This window comes from Mesorhizobium sp. WSM1343 (assembly GCF_055901535.1).
On sequence record NZ_CM148370.1, the window covers coordinates 3087959 to 3111149 of the forward strand.

At 65.3% G+C, this 23191-nt stretch carries 23 protein-coding genes and 1 pseudogene; 15 read left to right on the forward strand and 9 right to left on the reverse strand.

Annotated features, from left to right (window positions below; all coding sequences use genetic code 11):
• Positions 1-40: 40 nt before the first annotated feature.
• The 3 genes from AC0NIL_RS14905 to AC0NIL_RS14915 are packed head-to-tail and all read right to left on the reverse strand — an operon-like array spanning position 41 to position 3841.
• Positions 41-2299 (reverse strand): xanthine dehydrogenase family protein molybdopterin-binding subunit, encoded by a 2259-nt coding sequence (locus tag AC0NIL_RS14905; protein WP_275952633.1) that lies wholly within the window; start codon positions 2297-2299, stop codon positions 41-43.
• Complete coding sequence (locus tag AC0NIL_RS14910) at positions 2289-3347, reverse strand: FAD binding domain-containing protein (protein ID WP_063168585.1); 1059 nt, start codon at positions 3345-3347, stop codon at positions 2289-2291. Before AC0NIL_RS14910 ends, AC0NIL_RS14905 begins: the two co-directional genes overlap by 11 nt.
• On the reverse strand, positions 3344-3841 hold the full coding sequence (locus AC0NIL_RS14915) for a (2Fe-2S)-binding protein (protein ID WP_013530705.1): 498 nt from the start codon (positions 3839-3841) through the stop codon (positions 3344-3346). The genes AC0NIL_RS14910 and AC0NIL_RS14915 overlap by 4 nt, the downstream gene beginning before the upstream one ends.
• 287 nt (positions 3842-4128) lie before the next feature.
• Here AC0NIL_RS14915 and AC0NIL_RS14920 point away from each other — a divergent pair, with 287 nt between their 5' ends.
• The gene (locus AC0NIL_RS14920) at positions 4129-4749 is read left to right on the forward strand and encodes a TetR/AcrR family transcriptional regulator (RefSeq protein WP_024501664.1); all 621 of its coding nucleotides are present in this window, start codon (positions 4129-4131) and stop codon (positions 4747-4749) included.
• Positions 4750-4805: 56 nt separating this feature from the next.
• On the forward strand, positions 4806-5804 hold the full coding sequence (locus AC0NIL_RS14925; RefSeq protein ID WP_063168584.1) for a bestrophin family protein: 999 nt from the start codon (positions 4806-4808) through the stop codon (positions 5802-5804).
• Positions 5805-5866: 62 nt separating this feature from the next.
• Here the strand turns inward: AC0NIL_RS14925 and AC0NIL_RS14930 are convergent, their stop codons facing one another.
• From AC0NIL_RS14930 to AC0NIL_RS14940, 3 genes are all read right to left on the reverse strand, one after another.
• Positions 5867-6871 carry a zinc-dependent alcohol dehydrogenase family protein gene (locus AC0NIL_RS14930; protein ID WP_013530708.1) on the reverse strand — a complete coding sequence of 335 codons (1005 nt, stop codon included), beginning with the start codon at positions 6869-6871 and terminating at the stop codon, positions 5867-5869.
• Positions 6872-6911: 40 nt separating this feature from the next.
• Complete coding sequence (locus AC0NIL_RS14935) at positions 6912-7172, reverse strand: hypothetical protein (RefSeq protein ID WP_024501661.1); 261 nt, start codon at positions 7170-7172, stop codon at positions 6912-6914.
• 82 nt (positions 7173-7254) lie between these two features.
• Positions 7255-8007, reverse strand: coding sequence for a DUF899 domain-containing protein (locus AC0NIL_RS14940; RefSeq protein ID WP_013530710.1), 753 nt, complete (start codon positions 8005-8007; stop codon positions 7255-7257).
• Between the two features lie 300 nt (positions 8008-8307).
• Here AC0NIL_RS14940 and AC0NIL_RS14945 point away from each other — a divergent pair, with 300 nt between their 5' ends.
• From AC0NIL_RS14945 to AC0NIL_RS14955, 3 genes are all read left to right on the forward strand, one after another.
• Complete coding sequence (locus tag AC0NIL_RS14945; protein ID WP_127385327.1) at positions 8308-9528, forward strand: helix-turn-helix domain-containing protein; 1221 nt, start codon at positions 8308-8310, stop codon at positions 9526-9528.
• A gap of 33 nt (positions 9529-9561) precedes the next feature.
• Complete coding sequence (locus AC0NIL_RS14950) at positions 9562-10194, forward strand: Vgb family protein (RefSeq protein WP_024501659.1); 633 nt, start codon at positions 9562-9564, stop codon at positions 10192-10194.
• A gap of 143 nt (positions 10195-10337) precedes the next feature.
• Positions 10338-11186, forward strand: coding sequence for an aldo/keto reductase (locus tag AC0NIL_RS14955; RefSeq protein ID WP_473572146.1), 849 nt, complete (start codon positions 10338-10340; stop codon positions 11184-11186).
• 96 nt (positions 11187-11282) lie between these two features.
• Here the strand turns inward: AC0NIL_RS14955 and AC0NIL_RS14960 are convergent, their stop codons facing one another.
• The gene (locus AC0NIL_RS14960; RefSeq protein ID WP_013530714.1) at positions 11283-11588 is read right to left on the reverse strand and encodes a hypothetical protein; all 306 of its coding nucleotides are present in this window, start codon (positions 11586-11588) and stop codon (positions 11283-11285) included.
• 208 nt (positions 11589-11796) lie between these two features.
• On the opposite strand from AC0NIL_RS14960, the gene AC0NIL_RS14965 reads away from it, so the two are divergent.
• A complete protein-coding gene (locus AC0NIL_RS14965) occupies positions 11797-13299 on the forward strand; it encodes an ATP-binding protein (protein ID WP_013530715.1) in 1503 nt (500 codons plus the stop codon).
• 133 nt (positions 13300-13432) lie between these two features.
• On the opposite strand, the gene AC0NIL_RS14970 is transcribed toward AC0NIL_RS14965, so the two are convergent.
• The gene (locus tag AC0NIL_RS14970; protein WP_063172588.1) at positions 13433-14215 is read right to left on the reverse strand and encodes an SDR family oxidoreductase; all 783 of its coding nucleotides are present in this window, start codon (positions 14213-14215) and stop codon (positions 13433-13435) included.
• Positions 14216-14378: 163 nt separating this feature from the next.
• Positions 14379-14657, reverse strand: coding sequence for an usg protein (locus AC0NIL_RS14975; RefSeq protein WP_084015824.1), 279 nt, complete (start codon positions 14655-14657; stop codon positions 14379-14381).
• A gap of 336 nt (positions 14658-14993) precedes the next feature.
• Here AC0NIL_RS14975 and groES point away from each other — a divergent pair, with 336 nt between their 5' ends.
• The 9 genes and pseudogenes from groES (at position 14994) to AC0NIL_RS15020 (ending at position 23167) form a co-directional block, all read left to right on the forward strand.
• Positions 14994-15308 (forward strand): co-chaperone GroES, encoded by a 315-nt coding sequence (gene groES / locus AC0NIL_RS14980; protein ID WP_013530718.1) that lies wholly within the window; start codon positions 14994-14996, stop codon positions 15306-15308.
• A gap of 55 nt (positions 15309-15363) precedes the next feature.
• Positions 15364-16995 (forward strand): chaperonin GroEL, encoded by a 1632-nt coding sequence (gene groL / locus AC0NIL_RS14985; protein WP_024501656.1) that lies wholly within the window; start codon positions 15364-15366, stop codon positions 16993-16995.
• Between the two features lie 70 nt (positions 16996-17065).
• Positions 17066-17290 carry a hypothetical protein gene (locus AC0NIL_RS14990; RefSeq protein WP_473572144.1) on the forward strand — a complete coding sequence of 75 codons (225 nt, stop codon included), beginning with the start codon at positions 17066-17068 and terminating at the stop codon, positions 17288-17290.
• 98 nt (positions 17291-17388) lie between these two features.
• A complete protein-coding gene (locus tag AC0NIL_RS14995) occupies positions 17389-17682 on the forward strand; it encodes a DUF982 domain-containing protein (RefSeq protein WP_013530721.1) in 294 nt (97 codons plus the stop codon).
• Between the two features lie 337 nt (positions 17683-18019).
• Positions 18020-18905 (forward strand): annotated as a pseudogene (locus tag AC0NIL_RS15000) (helix-turn-helix domain-containing protein).
• A gap of 248 nt (positions 18906-19153) precedes the next feature.
• A complete protein-coding gene (locus AC0NIL_RS15005; protein WP_013530723.1) occupies positions 19154-20242 on the forward strand; it encodes an ABC transporter substrate-binding protein in 1089 nt (362 codons plus the stop codon).
• Positions 20243-20338: 96 nt separating this feature from the next.
• Complete coding sequence (locus AC0NIL_RS15010) at positions 20339-21160, forward strand: ATP-binding cassette domain-containing protein (protein ID WP_024501653.1); 822 nt, start codon at positions 20339-20341, stop codon at positions 21158-21160.
• Positions 21157-22416 (forward strand): sugar ABC transporter permease, encoded by a 1260-nt coding sequence (locus AC0NIL_RS15015; RefSeq protein WP_024501652.1) that lies wholly within the window; start codon positions 21157-21159, stop codon positions 22414-22416. The genes AC0NIL_RS15010 and AC0NIL_RS15015 overlap by 4 nt, the downstream gene beginning before the upstream one ends.
• Positions 22417-22438: 22 nt before the next feature.
• Positions 22439-23167 (forward strand): SDR family oxidoreductase, encoded by a 729-nt coding sequence (locus AC0NIL_RS15020; protein ID WP_473540362.1) that lies wholly within the window; start codon positions 22439-22441, stop codon positions 23165-23167.
• Positions 23168-23191 lie beyond the last annotated feature (24 nt).

Below are 23191 nucleotides of genomic sequence, written 5' to 3' on the forward strand. Positions count from 1 at the left end.
GCCAAGCAATTGGCTTCCCATCCGCTAGGTGGACCACTCCTCACCCCAGCAGGTCCTCGATGCGGACCGGAAAGCGCCGCGGCCGCACGCCGGTCGCATGCCAGACCGCATTGGCGACGGCGCCGGCCGTGCCGGTGATGCCGATTTCGCCGACGCCCTTGATGCCGAGCGCGTTGACGTGAGGGTCGTCCTCGTGGACCAGCAACGCCTCGATCGATGGAACGTCGGCATTCACCGGGACATGATATTCGGCGAGGTTGGCATTCTGGATCCGGCCAGAGCGCCGGTCGGTGATGGCTTCCTCATGCAGCGCGAACGAGACGCCCCAGATCATGCCGCCATAATACTGGCTGCGCACCAGCCTGGGATTGATGACCCGTCCGGCGGCGAACGCGCCGACCAGCCTTGTGACACGGATCTGGCCAAAATCCGGATCGACCTTCACCTCGGCAAACACGGCGCCGTGCGCGTGCTTGGCATAGGCCTCCTGAGACGCCGGGTCGGGAGCGCCCTTGCCGTGGCCCTCGATCTCGGTGAGGCCCGCGCGCGTGAGGATCTCGGCGTAGCTTTCACCGCGGCTTTCATCGTCGCGCCGATAGAGGCGGCCGCCGCGCGCCAGCACGCCTTCATTGCCGGCGCCGTAGAGCGGCGAGCCCTCGTCGCCGGTGGCGAGATCGGCGAGCCTGGCGATGACGGCGGCGCCCGCATTGTGGATCGCCATGCCGGCCGTCGCCGTGTGGCCGGAGCCGCCGGCAATGCCTGCATTGGGCAGATCGGAACTGCCGGCCCTGAAATCGACCTGGTCGATATCCAGTCCCAGTCCGTCGGCGGCGATCTGGGCGAAGGCGGTCCAGGCGCCTTGCCCCATGTCCTGAGCGCCGGTCTCCATCACGCCGCTGCCATCGGCTCTCAGCACCGCCCGCGCTTCGGCCTGGAACATGATCGCCGGGAAGGTCGCCGTGCCCATGCCCCAGCCGGTCAGGAAACCGTCGGCGTCGCGCATCAGCCGAGGCTGAAGCGGGCGGCTCGCCCAGCCGAACGTTTCGGCCGCTTGCCTGTAGCATTCGCGCAGCGCCTTGGAGGAAAACGGCTTGCCGGTCATCGGCTCGACCTCGGCATAGTTCCGCAGCCGGAATTCCAGCGGGTCCATGCCGCAGGCGTAGGCTGCCTCATCGATAGCGCTCTCCAGCGCGATCGAGCCGGTGGCTTCGCCGGGCGCCCGCATGAACAGCGGCGTACCGGTATCGAGCCGCACCGCATCGTGCGAGGTGGCGATGGCCGGGCTGGCATAGAGCGTGTGCGAGGCATCCGCCGCCGGTTCGAAGAAATCGTCGAACGTGCTCGACGCGGTCTTGGCGTGATGGTCGAGTGCCGTCAGCCGCCCTTCGCCATCCATGCCCATGCGCAGCGTCTGGCGCGTCGGCGCACGGTGGCCGACCGGCCCGTACATCTGCTCACGCCGCAGCACCAGCTTGACCGGACGGCCGACGAGACGCGCCGCCGGGATGCCGAGCACCTGCGGTCCGGAGATCATGCCTTTCGAGCCGAAGCCGCCACCCAGGAACGGGCTGCGGATGTGGATGTTCTCCGGCGCGATGCCGAACAGGCCGGCGATGCGGCCCTGCGCCATGGCAAGGCCCTGGCTCGGTGTGTCGATCGACAGTGTGTCGCCTTCCCAGGCGACGACGATCGCATGCGGCTCCATGGCGTTGTGGTACTGGGCCGGCGTCTCGTAGGTGGCTTCGATCCGCGTCTTTGCGGATTTAAGGCCGACCTCGACATCGCCCTTGTGCTGCACGGCCGGACCGCCGACGCCGACAGCACGCGGCACGAAACTTTCGGCGCCGTCGAGGCCAACGCGCGCCGGCATCACTTCATAGCGCGGCGACAGCAGCGCCGCCCCCTCGGTCGCCGCCTCCAGCGTCTCGGCGATCACCACGGCGATGCTCTGATTGGGGTAGCGGACCCGGTCGTTCTGCAAGAGGTCGAGCCGGAACATGAAGGGATGGTCCTTGGCGTCCGGATCGGCGGCGAGCGCTGGCCGGTTCTTGGGCGTCATCACCTCGACCACGCCCTTGTGTGCCTTGGCCGCCTCGACATCCAGCGCAGCGACGCGGCCGCGCGCGATGCTAGAGACAGCGAGCACGGCGTAGAGCATGCCGGGCGGATGGTTGTCGGCGGCATAGCGCGCGGCTCCGGTGACTTTCAGAAAGCCGTCGCGGCGGGTCAGCGGCTGGCCGATGCTGGAGCCTTGCCGGGCATGGGCGGGTTGCTGGTTGAGGCTGAGTTCAAGCGTCATGGCGCGCTCCAGGAATGTTCGAGAACGGGGAGGCAGGAAGGGCCGGCAGACGCTCGGGCGTTCCCGAAAGCGCAGAGATCAGCGCCCTGATCACGATGCGGCGGGCAAGCTCGATCTTGAAGGCATTGTCGCCGGAGGGGCTGGCATCGGCCAAGGCAGCGTCCGCGGCGCTGGCGAAGGTCGCCTCGCTGGCATCCGCGCCGAGCAGGACGGCTTCCGCCGAGCGTGCCCGCCACGGCTTAGCCGCGACGCCGCCCAGCGCCAGCCTTGCGGCGCGGATCTTGCCGCCGTCGACGACGAGCGCTGCCGCGGCCGATACGACGGCAAAGGCATAGGAGGTGCGTTCGCGGACTTTGAGGTAGCGGGCATTGGCGGAGAAGGAGGCAGCCTCCGCCGGCAGGCGCACCGCCACGATCAGGTCGCCGGGCTCCAGCGCATTCTCCCGCTGCGGCGTTTCGCCGGGAAGCCGGTGAAATTCCTCCAGCGAAACATGGCGCCGGCCCTTCTTGCCTTCGATCTCGACCACGGCGTCGAGCGCCACCAGCGGCACGCAGAAATCCGACGGGTGGGTGGCGATGCAGGCGTCGCTCCAGCCGAGCACGGCGTGCAGGCGGTTTTCGCCTTCCAGCGCGTCGCAGCCGGTGCCTGGCTGGCGCCTGTTGCAGGCGCTGGCGGTGTCGTAGAAATAGCTGCAGCGCGTGCGCTGCAACAGATTGCCGCCGACGGTGGCGGCGTTGCGAAGCTGCGCCGAAGCGCCCGACAGCAGCGCCTCGGCCACCGCCGGATAGGATTTGGCGAACGCCGGATGGTAGGCAAGGTCGGCGTTACGCACCAGCGCACCGATGCGCAGGCCACCATCGTCCAGCCGTTCGATGCGGTTGAGTTCCGGCAGCCGGGAGATGTCGACGATACGCTCGGGACTGGTGATGCCGCCTTTCATCAGGTCGAGCAGATTGGTGCCGCCGGCGAGATAGGCCGAGCCCGGCTCGGCTGCCGCGGCGATGGCGTCGGGAATGGTGGCGGGCCTGATGTAATCGAAGTCTCTCATGCCGCGGTCCTCCGGTCGGCTTTGACAAGCTGTTGCTGGGCTTCCAGGACGGCCTCGACGATGCCGCCATAGGCCGCGCAGCGGCATATGTTGCCGCTCAGCCCCTCGCGGATGCGTTCGGGATCGTCGCCGGCCTGTCCCTCGGCGATCAGGCCGAGCGTGCTCATGATCTGGCCGGGTGTGCAGAACCCGCACTGGAAGCCGTCATGGGCGATGAAGGCGGCCTGCACCGGATGCAGTTCCTCGCCGTTGGCGACGCCTTCGATGGTCAAGACCTGGGCGCCGTCATGGCTGACCGCCAGCGCCAGGCATGAGTTGATGCGCTTGCCGTCGACCAGCACCGTGCAGGCGCCGCATTGGCCGCGGTCGCAGCCCTTCTTGGTGCCGGTGAGATCGAGCCGCTCGCGCAGCAGGTCGAGCAGGGTTACGCGTGGATCGACCTCCAGTTGGTGTCGGTGGCCATTGATGGTGAGGGTAATGGGAAGGCTGGTCATGGGCGTCTGGCTCCAGTTGCTTGACGCGGATGGGATTGAACTGGTGCCTTGCCGCAGAAGGGCAAGGTAACCGTTGGGTCAGGTCTTGACGGCGAAAGCGGAGATGGCGGATCTCCCGCGAGGCAGGCGGGCAGGGGAGATGTCGGCTTGCGTGTTCGAAAGACGTGACATACCGGTTCCCCTGATTATATGATAAAGGTGCTCCACTAAAACGGAGGCGCCTCCGTTTATTACGTGGTGGCTGACCCTGCCGGATTCAAGCCCCCTGACACGATGTGGAGAAAAAATTGGCCAGCGAGCCGTCCGCCATTGCTGAACAGAAGGCCGAGGCCGTAGACGCAAAGCCGCTGCGCGCCGATGCGCGGCGCAACCGCGACCGGCTGGTCGAGGTGGCGGTGTCAGTCTTTGCCGAGCGCGGCATCGATGGCTCGCTGGAGGAGATCGCGCGCCGCGCCGGCGTCGGCATCGGCACGCTCTACCGGCATTTCCCGACGCGCGAGCATCTGGTCGAGGTGGTCTATCGTCGTGAGGTGGAGGCGCTGTGCGCGGCCGCCGGCGAGCTTGCCCAAAAACATCCGTCCGATGTCGCGCTGGAACAGTGGATGCAGCGCTTCGTCGACTACATCGCCACCAAGCGCGGCCTGGCGACCAGCCTGCGCATTGTGCTCACCACCAATTCGACGCTGTTTTCCGACACGTTCGGCCGGGTGTCGCAAGCCTTGCGACGCCTGGTCGAGGCGGCGGTGGCCGACGGCACCATCCGCGGCGACGTCGACGCTTCCGACGTGCTGCACGCGCTGGGCGGCATCTATTCAGCGCCCGACACCCCCGAATGGCGCGACCGCTCGCGCCGGCTGGTCAAGCTGTTGATGGACGGGTTGCGGTTCGGGGCTGCAAAGGCACAATGAGGCGACCAGATTCCGGCCGTGCAAAACCAGACCTATCGATGAGTTGAGGGGATACGATGTATGTAGGCCGTTCCTACAAACTGATCGATTTCGCGCTGTGGTCGCGGCGCAGCGTCATCTACATGGTGGTGGTGAGCGGTCTGGCCGTGGCGGCCTACCGTCTTCCAGGCATCGCCGGGTTTTCGGTGCCATGGTCGGTGGTGCTGGTGCTTGGCACCACCGTGTCACTCGTCGCCGGGTTCAAGAATTCGCAGGTGTTCACCCGCAGCAGCGACGCGCTGCAGGCTTTTACGCAAATTACGGCCAGCAGCCGTTTGTGGTCCAATTTCTGCAGGGATTTCCTCGACGCGCCGACGGCCAGACAGCTCATCTATCGCCACATCGCCTGGATGACGGCATTGCGCTTTTCCCTGCGCCGGCCGATGCCATGGGAGTCCATGGCGCGGGCCGCCAATATCGAATACCGGCGGCGCTACCGTATCCATGAGGATGCGAGCTCGGTCGGCGACGAATTGCGTCCGCTGCTCGCCGAACAGGCCGAGGACGTCCTGAAATCGCCCCAGCCGGCGATAGCCCTGCTCGAACTGCAATCTGTCCAGGTCAATGCGCTGTTCAAGGACACAAAGCTCCCTCCTCAGATCTATGGCGAACTGACCAAGCTGATCCGCGACTTCCATGACCAGCAGGCGCGCTGCGATCGCATCAAGAACAATCCCTATCCCCGGCAATACGCCATCGTCAGTTCGATGTTCGTGATGATCTTCTGCACACTGTTGCCGTTCGGGGTCGTTCCCGTCTTTGCCGATATGGGCAAACTGGGTGGCGCGCTCGGGTCGATAGCGATCTGGCTGACGATCCCGTTCAGCACGCTGCTCGGCTGGGCCTACATGTCTCTCGACCAGGTCGGCGAAAGCAGCGCCAACCCGTTCGAGGGCAATGCCAACGACGTTCCGATCTCGCAGATTTGCCGCGACATCGAGATCGAGTTGCGTAGCGGGCTCGGCGAGAGCGACCTTCCCAAGCCCCTGCTGCCGGTCAACGACATCGCGACCTAGGCAGGATCACGACGAGGCGCGGCCCCGGCGGTCCCCTTCATCGTGCTGCTGGCGGAGGACGCTCAAACGTCAAGGCAGACCTTGCCGAAATGCTTTCGGGATTCGTAATGCGCGAAGGCGGTGGCGATGTCCTGCAGCGGAAAGTGGCGGTCTATGACGGGCTTCAGCCTGTTGGACTCTATCGCGCGGATCATATCCTCCTGGTCGGCCCGGCTGCCGATGGAAATGCCGCTGATGCGGATCTGGTTGGAAAACAGGGCTGGGATAGACACTTCCGCCGCAAAGCCGGTCAGGACGCCGACCAGCGCGATGTGACCGCCCGTGCGGCAGGCGACAATCGACTGCGCCAGCGTGGCGGGTCCGCCGACCTCGATCACGTGATCGACGCCGCGCCCGCCCGTCAGATCCTTGGCCTTGCGGCCCCAGTCCGGGACGGACTTGTAGTTGATGACGGCGTCGGCTCCGAGGCGCTTGAGCCTTTCCAGCTTCTGCTCGTCGGATGAGGTGGCGATGACCCGGGCGCCAGCGGCCTTGGCGAATTGCAACGCGAACAACGATACACTGCCCGAGCCGAGGACCAGCACTGCGTCGCCCGGCTTCACCTTGCCGCACACAACCAGGCCGCGCCAGGCAGTAACGCCCGTGCAGGTGAGCGACGCCGCCTCGACATGCGTATAGCCTGCCGGTGCCCTGGTGAAAGCGTGCGCCGGCATGCAGACATACTCGCTGGCGAAGCCGTCGAAACTGTCTCCCGGAATATCGCGCCGGGTGCAGGGCGTCATGTTACCGCCCAGCCACCAGGGATAGAAGACGCTGACGACGCTGTCTCCGGGCCTGAGTGCATCGACACCGTCGCCGAGGGCAATCACTTCGCCGGCGCCGTCGGAGAGCGGAACGCGGCCGTCGGCGAGAGGCATCTTGCCTTGCACGGCAAAGTCGTCGCGCATGTTCAGCGCGCAGGCCCGGATCCTGACCAGCACCTCGCCCGGCCCTGGCTGGGGCGGATCTTCCTCGACCAGGTCGAGATTGCCCAAGCCGCCCGGCGCTCTCAGCCTGACCAGTCTCATTGTCTTCTCCGATGTGTGGGGTGTCTAGAATTGGAATGGCCTAGCGGGCCTGCCGGCCGGAGATCACCCGCAGCCAGGGCGCCAGATGGAATGCGCTCATCAGCAGATACATCGCGGCCATGCCCGTGAGGGGCGAGGCGTCGGTGCCCATGCACTGCATGGCCGCATCGCCGCTGAAGATGCAGGTGAGCAGCGCCATCACGGCGAAGGTCGGTGCCGCGGCAAGGCAAAGCCAGTCGGCCAGCCCGAGGGTGGCGGCTTCTGGGATCGTGCTGCCGGCACCTGTGTGGATATCGCTCATCGCCTTGATCCTTGATGATCATGCCAGTCACGACAGGTTCCTCTCTCCACGGAGTGGGAGAGGAACCCAGACTGGACAACCGTTACTGCTCGCCCTTGTCGCGGAATGCAGCCTCGCCGGCAGCAGACACTTCTTCCCATTTCTTGTCGGCCCCGGCGTCGTAATTGTCGTGCCAGTTCCACCAGGAGTAGAGTGGAGTCTGCGGATAGCCTTCGGGCGAATCCTCCCAGATTTCCTGGCGGCCGAGCGGCGTCGCGTCGAGATAGCTCCAGACGGTGCCCATCGCTTCGTCGCCGCGGCTGTTAATCAAGTAGGTGCGGAAGATGCGATCGCCGTCACGGATGAAGACGTTGTGGCCGTGCCATTCGTCGACACCGAAGTCCTTGTCGAAACTGTCAGTGATTGTGTACCAGGGCATCTGCCAGCCCATCCGCTGCTTCAGCCGCGCAATGTCGGCCTGCGGGGCACGCGAAGCGTAGGCAAGCGTGGTGTTGCGGGCGTTGAGATGGGCGAGGTGGCCGACCTGGTCGGCGCCCAGCGAACAGCCGCGGCAGGCGTGATCGGGCCAGCCATGCACGCCGGGCTCGAAGAAGGCGCGATAGACGATCAGCTGGCGGCGGCCTTCGAACAGATCGAGCAGGCTCGCTCTGCCGTTCGGTCCCTCGAACACATAGGCCTTGTCGACTTCCATCCACGGCATGCGCCGGCGCTCGGCGGCCAATGCGTCCTTGGCGCGCAGTGTTGCCTTTTCCTTCACCAGCATCTGTTCGCGGGCGGCTTCCCAGTCCTGCCTCGAAACGATGGGCGGGGTCTTCATTGCGATGTGCTTGGTCATTGGTCGTCTCCTTTGCCAGTCAGTTGTCGCTTGCTGTCAGCCAGAATAGGGCGGTGAAGCGGGAGGGTGGGAGTTACAAGTGTGACGGGATTTGCAGGAGCCGGCCCGTCGCAGCAGGGGTGGCGCATCCTCACGGTGCCTTCGGCCGGGTGGAGAGGAGTGTCGGTTGGCATTGTCGGTTCTCCCTTGGCGTGCCGCGCGTTGCCGATAGTTGCCGATGCGGCTTGCCGGTTGACGGTACGGATTTAAGTTAGGGCGGCGACGCACAAGGGTGGGAGTTACAAGTGTGACGGGATTTGAATGGATTCGCTGATCACCGCGGCTGCGCTGGCACTGGCCGGAGGCGACCCGCTCGGCGCGCTGGATCGCGTCGCCTTGCGCGAAGACCCGCCGGCGCTGGCGCTGCGCGGCATTGCCATGGCGCAGCTCGGCGATCTCGATCGCGCCAAGGCGCTGCTGCGGCGTGCCGCGCGCGGCTTCGGCCCGAAAGAGGCGGTAGCGCGTGCCAGATGCGTCGTTGCCGAGGCCGAGATCGCGCTGGTCTCGCGGGATCTCGGCTGGCCGGCCAAGGCTTTGGATGCGGCGCGGGCGACGCTGGAAAAGCGTGGCGACCGGCTGAACGCAGCGCATGCCGGCCACCTCAAGGTGCGGCGCCTGCTATTGATCGGCCGTCTTGACGAGGCCGAAGACGTGCTGGCGGGGCTCGACCCGGCACCGCTTCCGCCGGCCTCGCGCGCCGCCCACGAACTGGCCGTCGCCGGCATCGCGATGCGGCGCCTCAAGACGAAGCCGGCGCGCAGGGCGTTGGAGTGGGCACGCCACGCCGCCCGCCAGGCCGGCATTGCGGGGCTCATCGCTGAAGTCGACCGCGCATTCCTGGCGCTGGACACGCCGGCGGCACGGCTGATCGCGGCTGGCGAGCAGCGCCCGTTGCTGCTTGAGGACGTCGAGGCGTTGCAGGCGTCGCCGGCGCTGCTGGTCGATAATTTCCGATATGTCGTGCGCCAACAGGAGAAAACGGTCTCGCTGGCCACGCGCCCGGTTCTGTTCGCGCTGGCCCGTACGCTCGCCGAAGCGTGGCCAGGCGATGTGTCCAGGGCGACGCTGATCGCGCAAGCCTTCGGCGGCAGGCACGCCGATGAATCGCATCGGGCGCGGCTGCGGGTCGAGATCGGTCGGCTGCGCACCGAATTGCGGAGCCTGGCCGACATCGGCGCCACCAGCCAGGGCTTCGCGCTGGCGCCGCGCCAGGCACGCGAGGTGCTGGTGCTGGCGCGGCCGATCGAGGAGCGGCACGCGGCGGTGCTGGCTTTCCTTGCCGACGGTGAATCCTGGGCGAGTTCGGCGTTGGCGCTGGCGCTTGGCACCGGCCAACGCAGCGTGCAGCGGGCGTTGGAGCAGCTTGGCGAGGCCGGCAAGGTGCAGTTTTTCGGTCACGGCCGGGCGCGCCGCTGGATGACGCCTCCACTGGTGGGATTCACGACCACCTTGTTACTCCCGGCCCCGCTGCCGAACGGTTAGGAAGTGACATCGGATCTCAGTGAGGACAAGGACATGAAACAGTCAACGGCCGAAATCCTGCGCGAATACGGGCCCTTTGCCGATGTGGAGAGGGTGCATGGGGTGAGCTTTGACGGCAACAATGTCTGGTTTGCCTCGGGCGAGAAGCTGAACGCCTTCGATCCGGAGAGCGGGCAGAACCTGCGCTCGATCGATGTCGCGGCGCATGCCGGCACCGCCTGGGACGGCCAGCATTTCTTCCAGCTTGCCAACGACCTGATACAGAAGATCGACCCTGATACCGGCCAGGTGCTGGCGACCATTCCGGCGCCCGGTGGTGGCGGCGATTCCGGGCTGACCTGGGCCGAAGGAACGCTCTGGGTGGGACAATACCGCGAACGCAAGATCCACCAGGTCGATCCGGAAACCGGTGCGATCCTGCGCACCATCGAATCCAACCGCTTCGTCACCGGGGTGACATGGGTCGAGGGCGAGCTGTGGCACGCCACCTGGGAAGGCGACCAGAGCGACCTGCGCCGCGTCGACCCGAAATCAGGCAAGGTTCTGGAGAAGCTCGACATGCCGGCCGGGATGGGTGTGTCGGGGCTGGAATCCGATGGCGGCGACCGCCTTTATTGCGGCAGCACATCCGCCGGGGTGGTGCGGGCGGTGCGCCGGCCGCGGTGAGGATGCGGCCGACGCCGAAGTCACACTTGCAGGCGCACTTCACACGGCAATTTGTCCGCTGTCGGCTGGCCGTTGCCCCTTGTCGGACCTAGATAGGCTGTGCGCCGGGCGGACGCCCGGCCCAGCTTTGCAAAGGATCCCTCATGCCTGAACAGCCCACCATGCCCGAACAGATTGCATTGAACGACGGCTCCGCCATTCCCCAACTCGGCCTCGGTGTGTGGCAGGTCGACCAGGACATCACCGCCGACGTGGTGGGTTGGGGCATCGAGGCCGGCTATCGCCTGATCGACACCGCCGAAGGCTATCAGAACGAGGAAGGGGTCGGAGAGGCGATCCGCAGTGCCGGCGTGCCGCGGGCTGAGCTGTTCATCACCTCGAAACTGCGCAACGGCGCGCATCAGCGCGATGCCGCGCTGCGGGCCTTCGACGAGACGATGGAGAAGCTCGGCGTCGAACAGATCGACCTGTTCCTGATCCACTGGCCTGTGCCCAGCCAGGACAAATATGTCGAGGCCTGGAAGACGCTGGTCGAACTCCGGCAGGCCGGCCGCATCAAGTCGATCGGCGTTTCGAACTTCAACCAGGACCATCTGGAGCGGATCATCGGCGAGACCGGTGTGACGCCCGTCGTCAACCAGATCGAGCTGCATCCCCAGTTCCAGCAGCGCCGTGTCAGGGACTTTCATGCCAAGCACGACATCCGTATCGAAAGCTGGAGCCCTCTGGGCAGCGGCCGGCTGCTCGGCGATCCGACCATTGCAGGCATCGCCAAAAAACATGGCAAGTCCGTCGCCCAGGCGATCATCCGCTGGCATCTCCAGGAGGGGCTGATCGTCATTCCAAAGTCGATCCGCAGGGATCGCATCGCCGCCAATTTCGATGTCTTCGATTTCGAACTGGATGCGCAGGACCTGCAGACGATCCGCGGCATGGATTCGCCCGAGGGCCGCAACGGACCCAACCCCGCCACAGCCGCGTTCCTGTTCTGAGAGGCAAGTTTTAACGAGCTGGCAACGAAACTGCCAATCTCCCCCACGAGGGGGGAGATTGGCAGCTTTGCGGCTTTCGCCAATTTCTTGCGCCCCTCAAATCCCGGACCCATCCAACTGCTGGGCGTCTTCGCCTTCCCAGGGCGCCGGCATCGACGCGCGGCTAAGGTTGGCGGTGGGCAGCGGCATCCAGCACTTCAGTTCCGGGTCGGCGTATTCGATGACGCGCCCGGGCGAAGAGTCCGACGCGCGCCAGCCTTCCGAGGCGAACTGGTCGGCACGCGACCAATAGGCAAGGTCGACTTCCGCCGGTCCCTGTTCGGACGGACGCACAGTGACCAGGATGCGGCTGCCGTCCTTCGGCGCCGTCGACATGTGGCGCCACCGTTCGGGCTCGTCCATCGCATTCCTCCTCGCACTCGTAGCGTTGGGAGGAGTGTCGCCTCGTGGTCCGAAGGGGTCAACCCAAAGTTTGCGCCAGGCATCGGCTGATGACCCCTCCAGACGGTGCCTGCACAGTTGTGCGCAACACGCCGCGGGCGGTCATGCACGCTCGACGGGCCGTGACCCAGTTGATAAGCCCGTCTGCGAAAGGAGCGCCTGAGTCGAGATGACCGTTGCGATCGAGATGGGACAGACGACCGCAGGCGCCCCGGCGAAGCTGGATCTCGAGGAACTGCTCGCGACGCGCCTTTTGGTGCAGGGCAATTCGGGCTCCGGCAAGTCGCATCTGCTGCGGCGCCTGCTGGAGCAGAGCGCGCCCTGGGTGCAGCAGACCATCATCGATCCCGAGGGCGACTTCGTTTCGCTGGGCGACCGTTACGGCCATCTGGTGATCGATGCCGAGCAGCATACCGAGCGCGGCCTGCAGGCGGCCGGCGAGCGGGCGCGCATGCATCGCGTCTCCACCGTGCTCAATCTCGAAGGGCTCGACGCCGAGAACCAGATGCGGCGTGCCGCCGCCTTCCTCGGCGGGCTGTTCGAGGTCGCCCGTGACCACTGGTACCCGATGCTGGTGGTGGTGGACGAGGCGCAGCTGTTCGCGCCGGCGGTGGCCGGCGAGGTTTCCGACGAGGCGCGAAAGCTCTCGCTCGGCGCGATGACCAATTTGATGTGCCGTGGCCGAAAGCGCGGGCTGGCCGGCATCATCGCCACCCAGCGGCTGGCAAAGCTCGCCAAGAACGTCGCCGCCGAGGCGTCCAACTTCCTCATGGGCCGCACCTTCCTCGATATCGACATGGCGCGTGCCGCCGACCTTCTGGGCATGGAGCGGCGCCAGGCGGAGGCGTTTCGCGACCTGGAACGCGGGCAGTTCATGGCGCTCGGCCCGGCGCTGTCGCGCCGTCCGCTGGGCCTGCGCATCGGCCCGACGGATACGAGCCCGCGCAACGGAACGCCGCGGCTGATGGCGATGCCGGAAGCAGCACTCGAGGATGCACGCGCGATCATCCTGGCGGCGCCGCCGCCCGAAACGGTGCGCACGCCGCGCCGCCCGGCGTCGCCGGACCTGCTCGACCAGTTGATGGCGGCGAAGTCGGCGGCCTTGGAAATCCGCCCCGAACCGGCGGAGCCGCAAGTCAGCGCCGAGGATCTGGCCGAGCGCCGCGAGCGCGTGGACCGTGTGCTGCGCGCCATCCTGGCGCAGCCCGACGCCGGTTTTCGCGTGATCGGCGTGCTCTATCAGGAGTTCGTGGTCCGCTGCCGCATCGAAGGCCTGGCCTCGGTGGTGCCAGATTTGCCGGAGTTCCGCCGCATGCTGACGCGCGCCCGGGCCGGCCTTGGGTCAGAGACGACGCAGGACGACGCATGGCGGGACGTTTCCGTCCGCGCGTCGCTGCTGCCCGACGACATGCAGGGCGTGTTCATGATGATTGCCCGCGCGGCGAAGGAGGGCTGGCCTTGCCCGAGCGACGCCGCGATCGCCCGCGCCTACGGCTCGCACTCGCTGCGCCGCGCCCGGCGCCTCTTGACCTATATCGAGGAGCAGGGCCTCATCGTCTGCCAGCTCGACGGGACAGGCCGGCGCACCGTGACACTGGTCGAATTGGCCTGGGCCACCGCACCGGGAGATCCGAATGCCGAGGAGGTGGAGCAGGGAAGCCTGGCGCTGTGAGGCGGCACGGGTGCTTTGAGCGAATGATGCGATAGGCTTTTTCAGTCACCGTCATCGCGACAAATTTCTGATGGCAACCGTGAAATCGCCGACGGCGAGATGCGTCATGCAGGCGCTTGCGTTTCGATGGCGCTCACCGGTTCGCCCCAATCACCCACTGTTCCTGATCGACGAGCGTGCCGGTCATCGGCCCGGCAGCATCCGAAAGCAGGAAGACGGCGAGGTTGGCGATATCGCTCGTCGAGAACAGGCGGCCGAAGGGTTGCGAGGCGTTGGCGGCATCGAGCCAGCCCGGCCCGTTGCCCAGCGTGTCGGCCTGCATGACGCGTTCGGCCGGCGTGTCGGTCCAGCCGACATTGATGCCGTTGACGCGGATGCGATCGAAGCGATGGGCGTTGGCGGCGTTTTTGGTCAGCGTGGCCAGCGCGCCCTTGCTTGCGGAATAGACGGCGAGCTCCGGCGAGCCGCAATGGGCGTTGATCGACAGGATGTTGACGATGGCGCCGCGCTCTCCGCGCTTCTTCATGTCGGCGATGGCCGCCTGCATGAGGAAGAACGGCGCCCGCGCGTTGACCGCGAACAGCGAGGCCCAGCCGTCGAGATCGGCATCGACGAAGGAGGCCCGGTCGGTCAGCCCTGCGGCGTTGACCAGCGCATCGATGCGGCCGAAGCGCTCGATGCAGGCTTGCGCCAAAAGGGCAGGGGCTGCCGGGTCGGCGAGGTCGGCGGCGACGAAAACCGTCGGCGTGCCGAGCCGCGAAAGCTCTTCCGCCACGGCATCGCCGCGCGTCTTCTCGCGCCCGGTGACGAGCAGGCCGCCGGCGCCGCAGCGCGCCAGCGTCTCGGCGATGGCGCGGCCAATGCCTTGCGTCGAGCCGGTGACCAGCGCCACCTTGCCGTTGAGTTGGAGCTCCATTCCTCTTCCCCGCCTCGCATCTGATTTCAGGCTAGCGCGGCGCGATCGTTTTACAATACGGAAATTGGAAATCTTGGAGTGGAGGTTGTTGGCTGTCGCGCTGCGTGGGGCCGGCGGGAGCCTGCCCCAATGTCGTGACGTAGCGGAGGCCGTCGCAAAGACCCTAGTGGACCGTGATTATGCCCTCGACGGCCCGCCATTCCGAAGGCTGGATGAGCCGGTGATGAGCAACGCGAACCGAGTGGAGCGGACCATCGAGTTCGCGCTCCCAATATTGGAGAAAACCCTTGAGTTCGGGAAAGGCTGGAGCGAGATCATAGTCCTGCCAGACATAGAGCTGAAGCAGGCTTGGATGATCGGGCAGGTAATAGTGGATTTCGGCCGTCGTCAGGCCATAACCTTCCATTTGCAGGCGGAATTCGTTGCTGACCGTATCGGCCATGTCTTTCTCCTTCTCCGCTGAGGCATCCAGCCGGCGGGCATTTGTGTTGAACCCGCCCAATGCCGGGCCGGGCCGATCGGTTCTGTCGGCCCTCTTCAAACAACGCCGCGAGAAGCTCGCGGGTTCCGAAAATAGCCACGCCATAACAGTGCCTTGGCGCTCATTCTTGTCGAATATAAAAATTTTTGCGCTGGTCTCTTGAAACCGAAAAACGGCAAAACTAGCTCGATATGCGCCGCGATGCCTGACGAAGGGTCGCGGCGTTCCGCACCGGTCCGATATTGCCGGTTCGGTGCGGAGGAACCTCAAAACCTGTTTGTCCACGAGGAGAACGACATGGCGTTCCGTCCATTGCATGACCGTATTCTGGTCCGCCGCCTTGAAGCCGAGGAGAAGACCTCCGGCGGCATCATCATCCCCGATACCGCAAAGGAAAAACCGCAGGAAGGCGAAGTGCTCGCCGTCGGTCCCGGCGCCCGCGACGACAGCGGCAAGCTTGTCGAACTCGATGTCAAGGTCGGCGACCGCATCCTGTTCGGCAAATGGTCCGGCACCGAGATCAAACTCGACGGCGAGGACCTGCTCATCATGAAGGAGAGCGACGTGATGGGGATCATCGATGAGATCGCCGAAGTGAAGAAGGCCGCCTGACGGCTTCTTGTATCCAACCAGTCAACGAATGCTGCCTAGATAAAGGAGTGATCCAATGGCTGCCAAAGAAGTGAAATTCCATACCGAAGCGCGCGAGAAGATGCTGCGCGGCGTCGACATCCTTGCCAATGCGGTGAAGGTGACGCTCGGTCCCAAGGGGCGCAATGTGGTCATCGACAAGTCGTTCGGCGCGCCGCGCATCACCAAGGACGGCGTCACCGTCGCCAAGGAGATCGAACTGGAGGACAAGTTCGAGAACATGGGCGCCCAGATGGTGCGTGAGGTGGCCTCCAAGACCAACGACCTTGCCGGCGACGGCACGACGACCGCAACGGTGCTTGCACAGGCGATCGTCAGGGAAGGGGCCAAGGCGGTTGCCTCGGGTATGAACCCGATGGATCTGAAGCGCGGCATCGACAAGGCGGTCGATGCGGTGGTCGCCGAACTGAAGACCAATGCCCGCAAGGTCACCCGAAACGACGAGATCGCGCAGGTCGGGACCATCTCCGCCAATGGCGATGCCGAAATCGGCCGCTTCCTCGCTGAGGCGATGGAGAAGGTCGGCAATGAAGGCGTCATCACGGTGGAGGAGGCCAAGACCGCCGAGACCGAACTCGAAGTCGTGGAAGGCATGCAGTTCGATCGCGGCTACCTCTCGCCCTATTTCATCACCAACCAGGACAAGATGCGCGTGGAACTCGACGAGCCCTATGTGCTGATCCACGAGAAGAAGCTCTCCAATCTGCAAGCGATGCTGCCCGTGCTCGAAGCCGTGGTGCAGTCTGGCAAGCCGCTCCTGATCATCGCCGAGGATGTGGAGGGCGAGGCGCTTGCCACGCTGGTCGTCAACAAGCTGCGCGGCGGCCTCAAGGTCGCGGCCGTCAAGGCGCCGGGCTTCGGCGACCGCCGCAAGGCCATGCTGGAGGACATCGCCATTCTCACCGGCGGCACCGCGATCTCGGAAGATCTCGGCATCAAACTGGAAAATGTAACGCTGCAGATGCTGGGCCGCGCCAAGAAGGTGGTGATCGAGAAGGAAAACACCACCATCGTCGATGGTGTCGGCCGCAAGGAAGAGATCCAGGGCCGTGTCGCACAGATCAAGGCGCAGATCGAGGAGACCACCTCCGACTATGACCGCGAGAAGCTGCAGGAGCGGCTGGCCAAGCTCGCAGGCGGCGTTGCGGTGATCCGGGTCGGCGGCTCGACCGAGGTCGAGGTCAAGGAGCGCAAGGACCGTGTCGACGACGCACTGCATGCAACCCGCGCGGCCGTCGAGGAGGGCGTGCTGCCCGGCGGCGGCGTCGCCTTGCTGCGGGCGGCCAAGGCGCTCGATACCGTGCAGACCGACAATGCGGACCAGAGGACAGGTGTCGACATCGTGCGCCGTGCCATCGAAACGCCGGTCCGGCAGATCGCCGAGAATGCCGGCGCCGAAGGCTCGATCATTGTCGGCAAGCTGCGCGAGAAAAGCGAATTCGGTTGGGGCTGGAACGCCCAGACCAATGAATTCGGCGATCTCTTCGGCCAGGGCGTTATCGACCCGGCCAAGGTGGTGCGCACCGCCCTCCAGGACGCGGCATCGGTCGCCGGCCTGCTGGTGACCACGGAGGCCATGGTGGCCGAGAAGCCGAAGAAGGAAGCCGCCGCCCCGGCAATGCCCGCCGGCGCCGGCATGGACTTCTGAAGTCGCGGCCCAATCCGCCCGCTCCCCTGGCGGGGAGCGGGCGTCAGTCGAAGAGAGAGTGGAGGCAAAGATGGATGCAATGGCTGGCCTCGGATCCGTACCGGCTCCTACGCATCAAGCGAAGGAATTCCTGGCCTATGAAACAGAATGCAGGAACGTGCTGAAGCCGCTGGCAGGGCTGCTCGACATGGCTGAAGCCGCCGGCTGGAACCGGCGAACCGCGGCGTCGGCGCTGATGTTCCTCGCGGCGCAGCAAGTGTCGGCAACATCCGAGGTATCCGCCGGCAGCGGCTGAACGGAAATCGGCCAGTCCCTTCACCTATCCGCGGCGGGCCGTGCTTCCCGGTGTTCGGCCCGCTGCAGGCCCTGAACAATCGAGAGGAGGCACAAGCCATGAATCGCGGGCAATTCGAAGAACCGGTCACACTTCTGGTCGGAATGGGCTTTCCGAGGAAGATCGACAGCGTGATGGAAGCCTATGCACTGCTGCAGGACTGGCCGAGCGCCGGCCGCAACGGCGCCCATGCCATCGCACTCAACGCTTGCAAGGCGGGCATCGTCGGCGAAATCGATCCGGAGACGGTGCGGGCCACGCTGGTCAGCTTCGCGCGCCGCCACGACATACTGGTGCCTGACATGGTTACGCCGCTCGCGACGGTGGCGGGTGGTGCGCTGCGCACCAGCTGAACTACGATGACGGCGCTGCAACAGCGCCTGAACACGCTGTTCTTGCGATAGGCCAGGCGCCCACCGGACACGTTGGAATTCCGTTTCGGGCGGTAGTGTTCTCGTTGGTCAGTCGAGCGAACGCGTCAGCAAGACTGACCTGTTCTGCCCGAATAGCGCCTCTGAGCGGCGCCCTTCCGGTTAAAAAAGTATCATCCGTTGTCTTGAATCGTGGTGGCGCCTGTTGTCACGAGCCGGTACCGTGGCTCTTGAAATGCAGAGCCGAAACCAATTCGGCCGGTTTAGGGAATTGGGCCGAACGCGGCAAATATCCGTGCCGGCCCGGGAGGAAACGGACATGGAACCGGACCTGGAAGTTGTCCAGATACGACGCGGTGAGTCCTTCAAGGCGTGGTCGCACGGCTACCCCTTCCACACGGTGCGCTGGCACTTCCATCCCGAATATGAACTGCATCAGGTGATCTTCACCAACGGCCGCTATTTCGTCGGCGACTTCATCGGCGAGTTCGAGCCGGGCAATCTGGTGCTGACGGGTCCGAACCTGCCCCACAATTGGGTCAGCGACATCCCCAAGGACAGCTCGATCCCGCTGCGCGGCCGCATTATTCAGTTTTCCGAAAGTTTCATCGGCGATGCCATGCATGTGCTGCCGGAGCTGGCGGGGCTTGCGGCTCTGCTCGAGGCGTCGCGGCGCGGCGTGCTGTTTTCCAACCGCACCAGCAAGGCGCTGGCGCCATTGATGGAAGAGATGATGCAGGCGCAGGGCGTGCGCCGCATCGAGCTGTTCATGATGATCGCCGGCCTGCTCAGCCGCGCCCAGGAATTCCAGCTGCTGGCCAGCGCCAGCTATCGGCCCGATCCGTCGGGCTACATGACCGCCGGCATGAACAAGGCGCTCGCCTATATCAGGGAGAACCTGACGCAGCTGTTCGACGAGGCGGATCTCGCCGCCATCGCCGGCCAGTCGACCGGGGCCTTCTCGCGCTCGTTTCGCCGCCACACCGGCATGTCGCTGGTGCAGTATGTCAAGCGGCTGCGCATCAATCTCGCCTGCCAGATCCTGATGAGCGATGAGCAGGCGTCGATTACCCGACATCTGCTACGAGGTCGGCTTCAACAACCTGTCCAATTTCAACCGGCAGTTCCTGGCGGAGAAGGGCATGCCGCCCTCGCGCTTCAGGCGCCTGCTGGCCGACAACATCAACGCGGGAAAAGCCGCTTAACGGAGGAGCCAGGGAGGAACCAAGGGAGGATTTTTCTTTTGCATGACGGACGTGAGCCGCGTTGAGCGGTTCGCGATGGAGAACGCTTGTCTCGAATTCCTTCGTCGGCGGAGGACGTCGGCGCGGCTCGAAAGTCCAGCGCCGGACCCTGGTTCCCCTGCAGTTGGGGCGAGGGTGGATGGGTGTCTTCAGACCACCAAAGCAGTCAACGACCTTCTTACAACATATCCAGAAACGGAGAAGACCGAATGACCAAACTTTCAATTTCATTGAAGTCCACTGGCAAGTCCGCCGGCATGGCAGCGCTTGCGCTGTCGCTGCTGGCAGGCACCGCCGCTATCGCCAAGGCAGCCGAAGTCACCGACGCCACCGTCGCCTTCCTGATGCCTGACCAGGCCTCGACCCGTTACGAACAGCATGATTATCCCGGCTTCGCCGCCGAGATGAAGAAGCTATGCCCGGGCTGCAAGGTGCTCTACCAGAACGCCGATGCCGACGCCTCGCGCCAGCAGCAGCAGTTCAACTCGGTGATCTCGCAGGGCGCCAAGGCGATTGTGCTCGACCCCGTCGACTCGACCGCCGCCGCCTCGCTGGTCAAGCTGGCGCAGAGCCAGGGCATCAAGGTCATAGCCTATGACCGGCCAATCCCGACAGCGCCGGCCGACTTCTATGTCTCGTTCAACAATGAAGGCATCGGCAAGGCCATCGCCGATTCGCTGGTCGAGCACCTGAAGGCGCTGAAGGTCGATCCGGCCACCGGCGGCGTTTTACAGATCAACGGTTCGCCGACCGACGCGGCGGCCGGCCTGATCAAGAAGGGCATCCATGCCGGCCTCGACAACAGCGGCTACAAGATCCTGGCCGAATACGACACGCCGGAATGGGCGCCGCCGAAGGCGCAGCAATGGGCCGGCGGCCAGATCACCCGCTTCGGCCCGAAAATCCTCGGCGTGGTTGCCGCCAATGACGGCACCGGTGGCGGCGCCATCGCGGCCTTCAAGGCGGCCGGCGTCGATCCGGTGCCGCCGGTGACCGGCAATGACGCGACCATCGCAGCCTTGCAGCTGATCATCGCCGGCGACCAGTACAACACCATCTCCAAGCCGAGCGAGATCGTGGCGGCGGCCGCCGCCAACATCGCCATCAAGCTACTTTCTGGCGAGACGCCTAAGGCCGAGATGACGCTGTACGATACGCCCTCGCAGCTGTTCACGCCGGCTGTTGTGACGCAGGAAAACCTGAAGGCCGAGATCATCGACAAGAAGATCAACACCGCGGCCGAGCTCTGCGTCGATCGTTACGCGGAAGGCTGCAAGAAGCTGGGCATCGGGAACTGACCGCGACCCTTGCCCGCTCCGCTGCCTGGCCACCCGCGTGGTGGCCAGGCAGCGCTCATGCGAAATTTTTGAACCGGTTTTGAAAGGCTTCCTGGCATGACCGATACCTCGGACGAACCGGTTCCGGCAGGCGAGCTGGTGCTCAGCCTGCGCGGCGTTTCGAAGAATTTCGGCGCCGTTTCGGCGCTCACCGACATCGATCTCGATGTCCATGCAGGCGAAGTGGTGGCGCTGGTCGGCGACAATGGCGCCGGCAAGTCGACCCTGGTCAAGATCCTGGCCGGCGTGCATCAGCCGAGCTCAGGCACGATCAGTTTTCGCGGCAAGCAGGTGACACTTGCCGATCCGAGTGCCGCGCTGACGCTCGGCATCGCCACCGTGTTCCAGGACCTGGCGCTGTGCGAGAACCTCGACATCGTCGCCAACATCTTCCTTGGCCGCGAACTCAGCCCGCTGCGGCTGGACGAGGTGGCGATGGAAGTGCGCGCCTGGACGCTGCTCAACGAGCTTTCGGCGCGCATCCCGAGTGTCCGCGAAGTGGTCGCTTCACTGTCGGGCGGCCAGCGCCAGACGGTGGCGATCGCGCGCTCGCTGCTGCTCGAACCCAAGCTCATCCTGCTCGACGAGCCGACGGCAGCGCTTGGCGTGGCGCAGACGGCGGAAGTGCTCAATTTGATCGAGCGGGTGCGCGACCGCGGCCTCGGCGTCGTCATCATCAGCCACAACATGGAAGACGTGCGCGCCGTCGCCGACCGCATCGTCGTGCTGCGGCTTGGCCGCAACAACGGCATCTTCTCGCCCGATGCCTCGAACCAGGAACTGGTCAGCGCCATCACCGGCGCCTCGAACAATTCGGTGTCGCGGCGCGCCGAGCGCAGGCAGGCCAGGCAAGACCAGACCCAGGAGCCACGCCCATGAGCCGCGAAGCCGAACAGGCCGCCCCTGTCCCGCCGCAGCTCGACCGCGCCGATGTGCGCGTCAAGCACGAGGCGGGGATCGGCGGCGCCATCCGCCGGTTCTTCGACCGGGTCCGCTCGGGCGATCTCGGCTCGCTGCCAGTGATTGTCGGGCTGGTCATCATCTGGACGGTGTTCGCCAGCATCAACCCGATCTTCCTGTCGAGCAGCAATCTGGTCAATCTGCTGTTCGATTGCTCAACCGTCGGCGTCATCGCGCTCGGCATCGTCTGCGTTTTGATGGTCGGCGAGATCGACCTGTCGGTCGGTTCGATCAGCGGCTTTGCCTCGGCCATGGTCGGCACGCTGTGGGTCAACCAGGGCTGGCCGGTGGCGCTCGCGATTCTGGCCGCTGTTGCCGTCGGCGGCTTCATCGGCGCCCTCTATGCGCTGCTGTTCAACCGGCTCGGCATGCCGAGCTTCGTCTCGACGCTGGCCGGCTTGCTGGCGGTGCTTGGCCTGCAGCTCTACATCCTCGGCTCGACCGGCTCGATCAACCTGCCCTACGGCTCGAACCTGGTGAATTTCGGCCAGTTGCTGATGATGCCCAAACTCGTCTCGTTCGCTCTGGCGGCCGTGCCGGGCATCGTCATGCTGATCACCGGCCTGCGCACCGTCGCGCGCCGCCGCGCCGCGAACCTGTCGGCGCCGTCGACCGGCGGGCTCGTCACGCGCGCGGTGGTGATTACGGTCATTCTCGAGCTCATCGTCTTCTATCTCAATCAGGCGCGCGGCATTCCGTGGATGTTCGGCCTGTTCGTCGGCCTGGTCATATCGATGCACTACGCGCTGACGCGGACCAAATGGGGCCGCTCTATGTCGGCGGTCGGCGGCAACCGCGAGGCGGCGCGGCGCGCCGGCATCAATGTGCGGCTGATCTATTCCAGCGCCTTCGTGCTGTGCTCGATGCTGGCGGCTTTCGGCGGCGTGCTGTCGGCGGCCCGCCTGGCCTCGGCCAGCCAGCAGGCCGGCACGGGCGACGTCAACCTCAACGCCATCGCAGCGGCCGTCATAGGCGGCACCAGCCTGTTCGGCGGCAGGGGCAGCGCCTATTCGGCACTGCTCGGCATCATCGTCATCCAGTCGATCGCCAGCGGCCTCACGCTGCTCGATCTGTCCTCGTCGCTTCGGTACATGATCACCGGCGCCGTGCTTGCCATCGCGGTCATCGTCGACTCGCTGGCACGCCGCTCGCGTGTCTCGCATGGCCGGGCCTGAACCCATCAACAGGAAGCAAGACATGAGCCAAGAACTGTCCGGAAAAGTTGCCGCCGTCACCGGTGCCGCGTCAGGCATCGGCCTCGAATGCGCCAGGCATATGCTGGCGGCCGGCGCCACCGTGGTGCTGGTCGACCGCGCCGAGGCGACGCTGAACAAACTGTGCGCCGAACTCGGCCCCAAAGCGATCCCGCTGGTGATCGACCTGATGCAGCCGGCAAGCGTCGCCACCATGATGCCGCAAATCCTGGAGAAGGCCGGCCAGCTCGACATCTTCCATGCCAATGCCGGCGCCTATGTCGGCGGCGAGGTGGCGACCGGCGATCCCGACGTCTGGGATCGCATGCTCAACCTCAACATCAATGCCTGCTTCCGTTCGATCCAGGCGGTGCTGCCGCACATGATCGAACGCAAGACCGGCGACGTCATCGTCACCAGTTCGATCGCCGGTCTGGTCCCGGTGGTCTGGGAACCGATCTACACGGCCTCCAAGCACGCCGTGCAGGCCTTCGTCCACACGGTGCGCCGGCAAGTCGCCAAGCACGGCCTGCGCGTCGGCGCCGTGGCGCCCGGCCCGGTGGTGACGGCACTGGTCGACGACTGGCCAAAGGCTAAGCTCGAAGAGGAACTCGCCGCCGGCGGCCTGATGCAGCCACGCGAAGTGGCCGAAGCGGTGATGTTCATGCTGACCCGGCCGCGCAATGTGACGATAAGGGATTTGGTGATTTTGCCGCAGAGCAATGATCTCTAGGGGGAGTAGGGGAGTAGGGGAGTA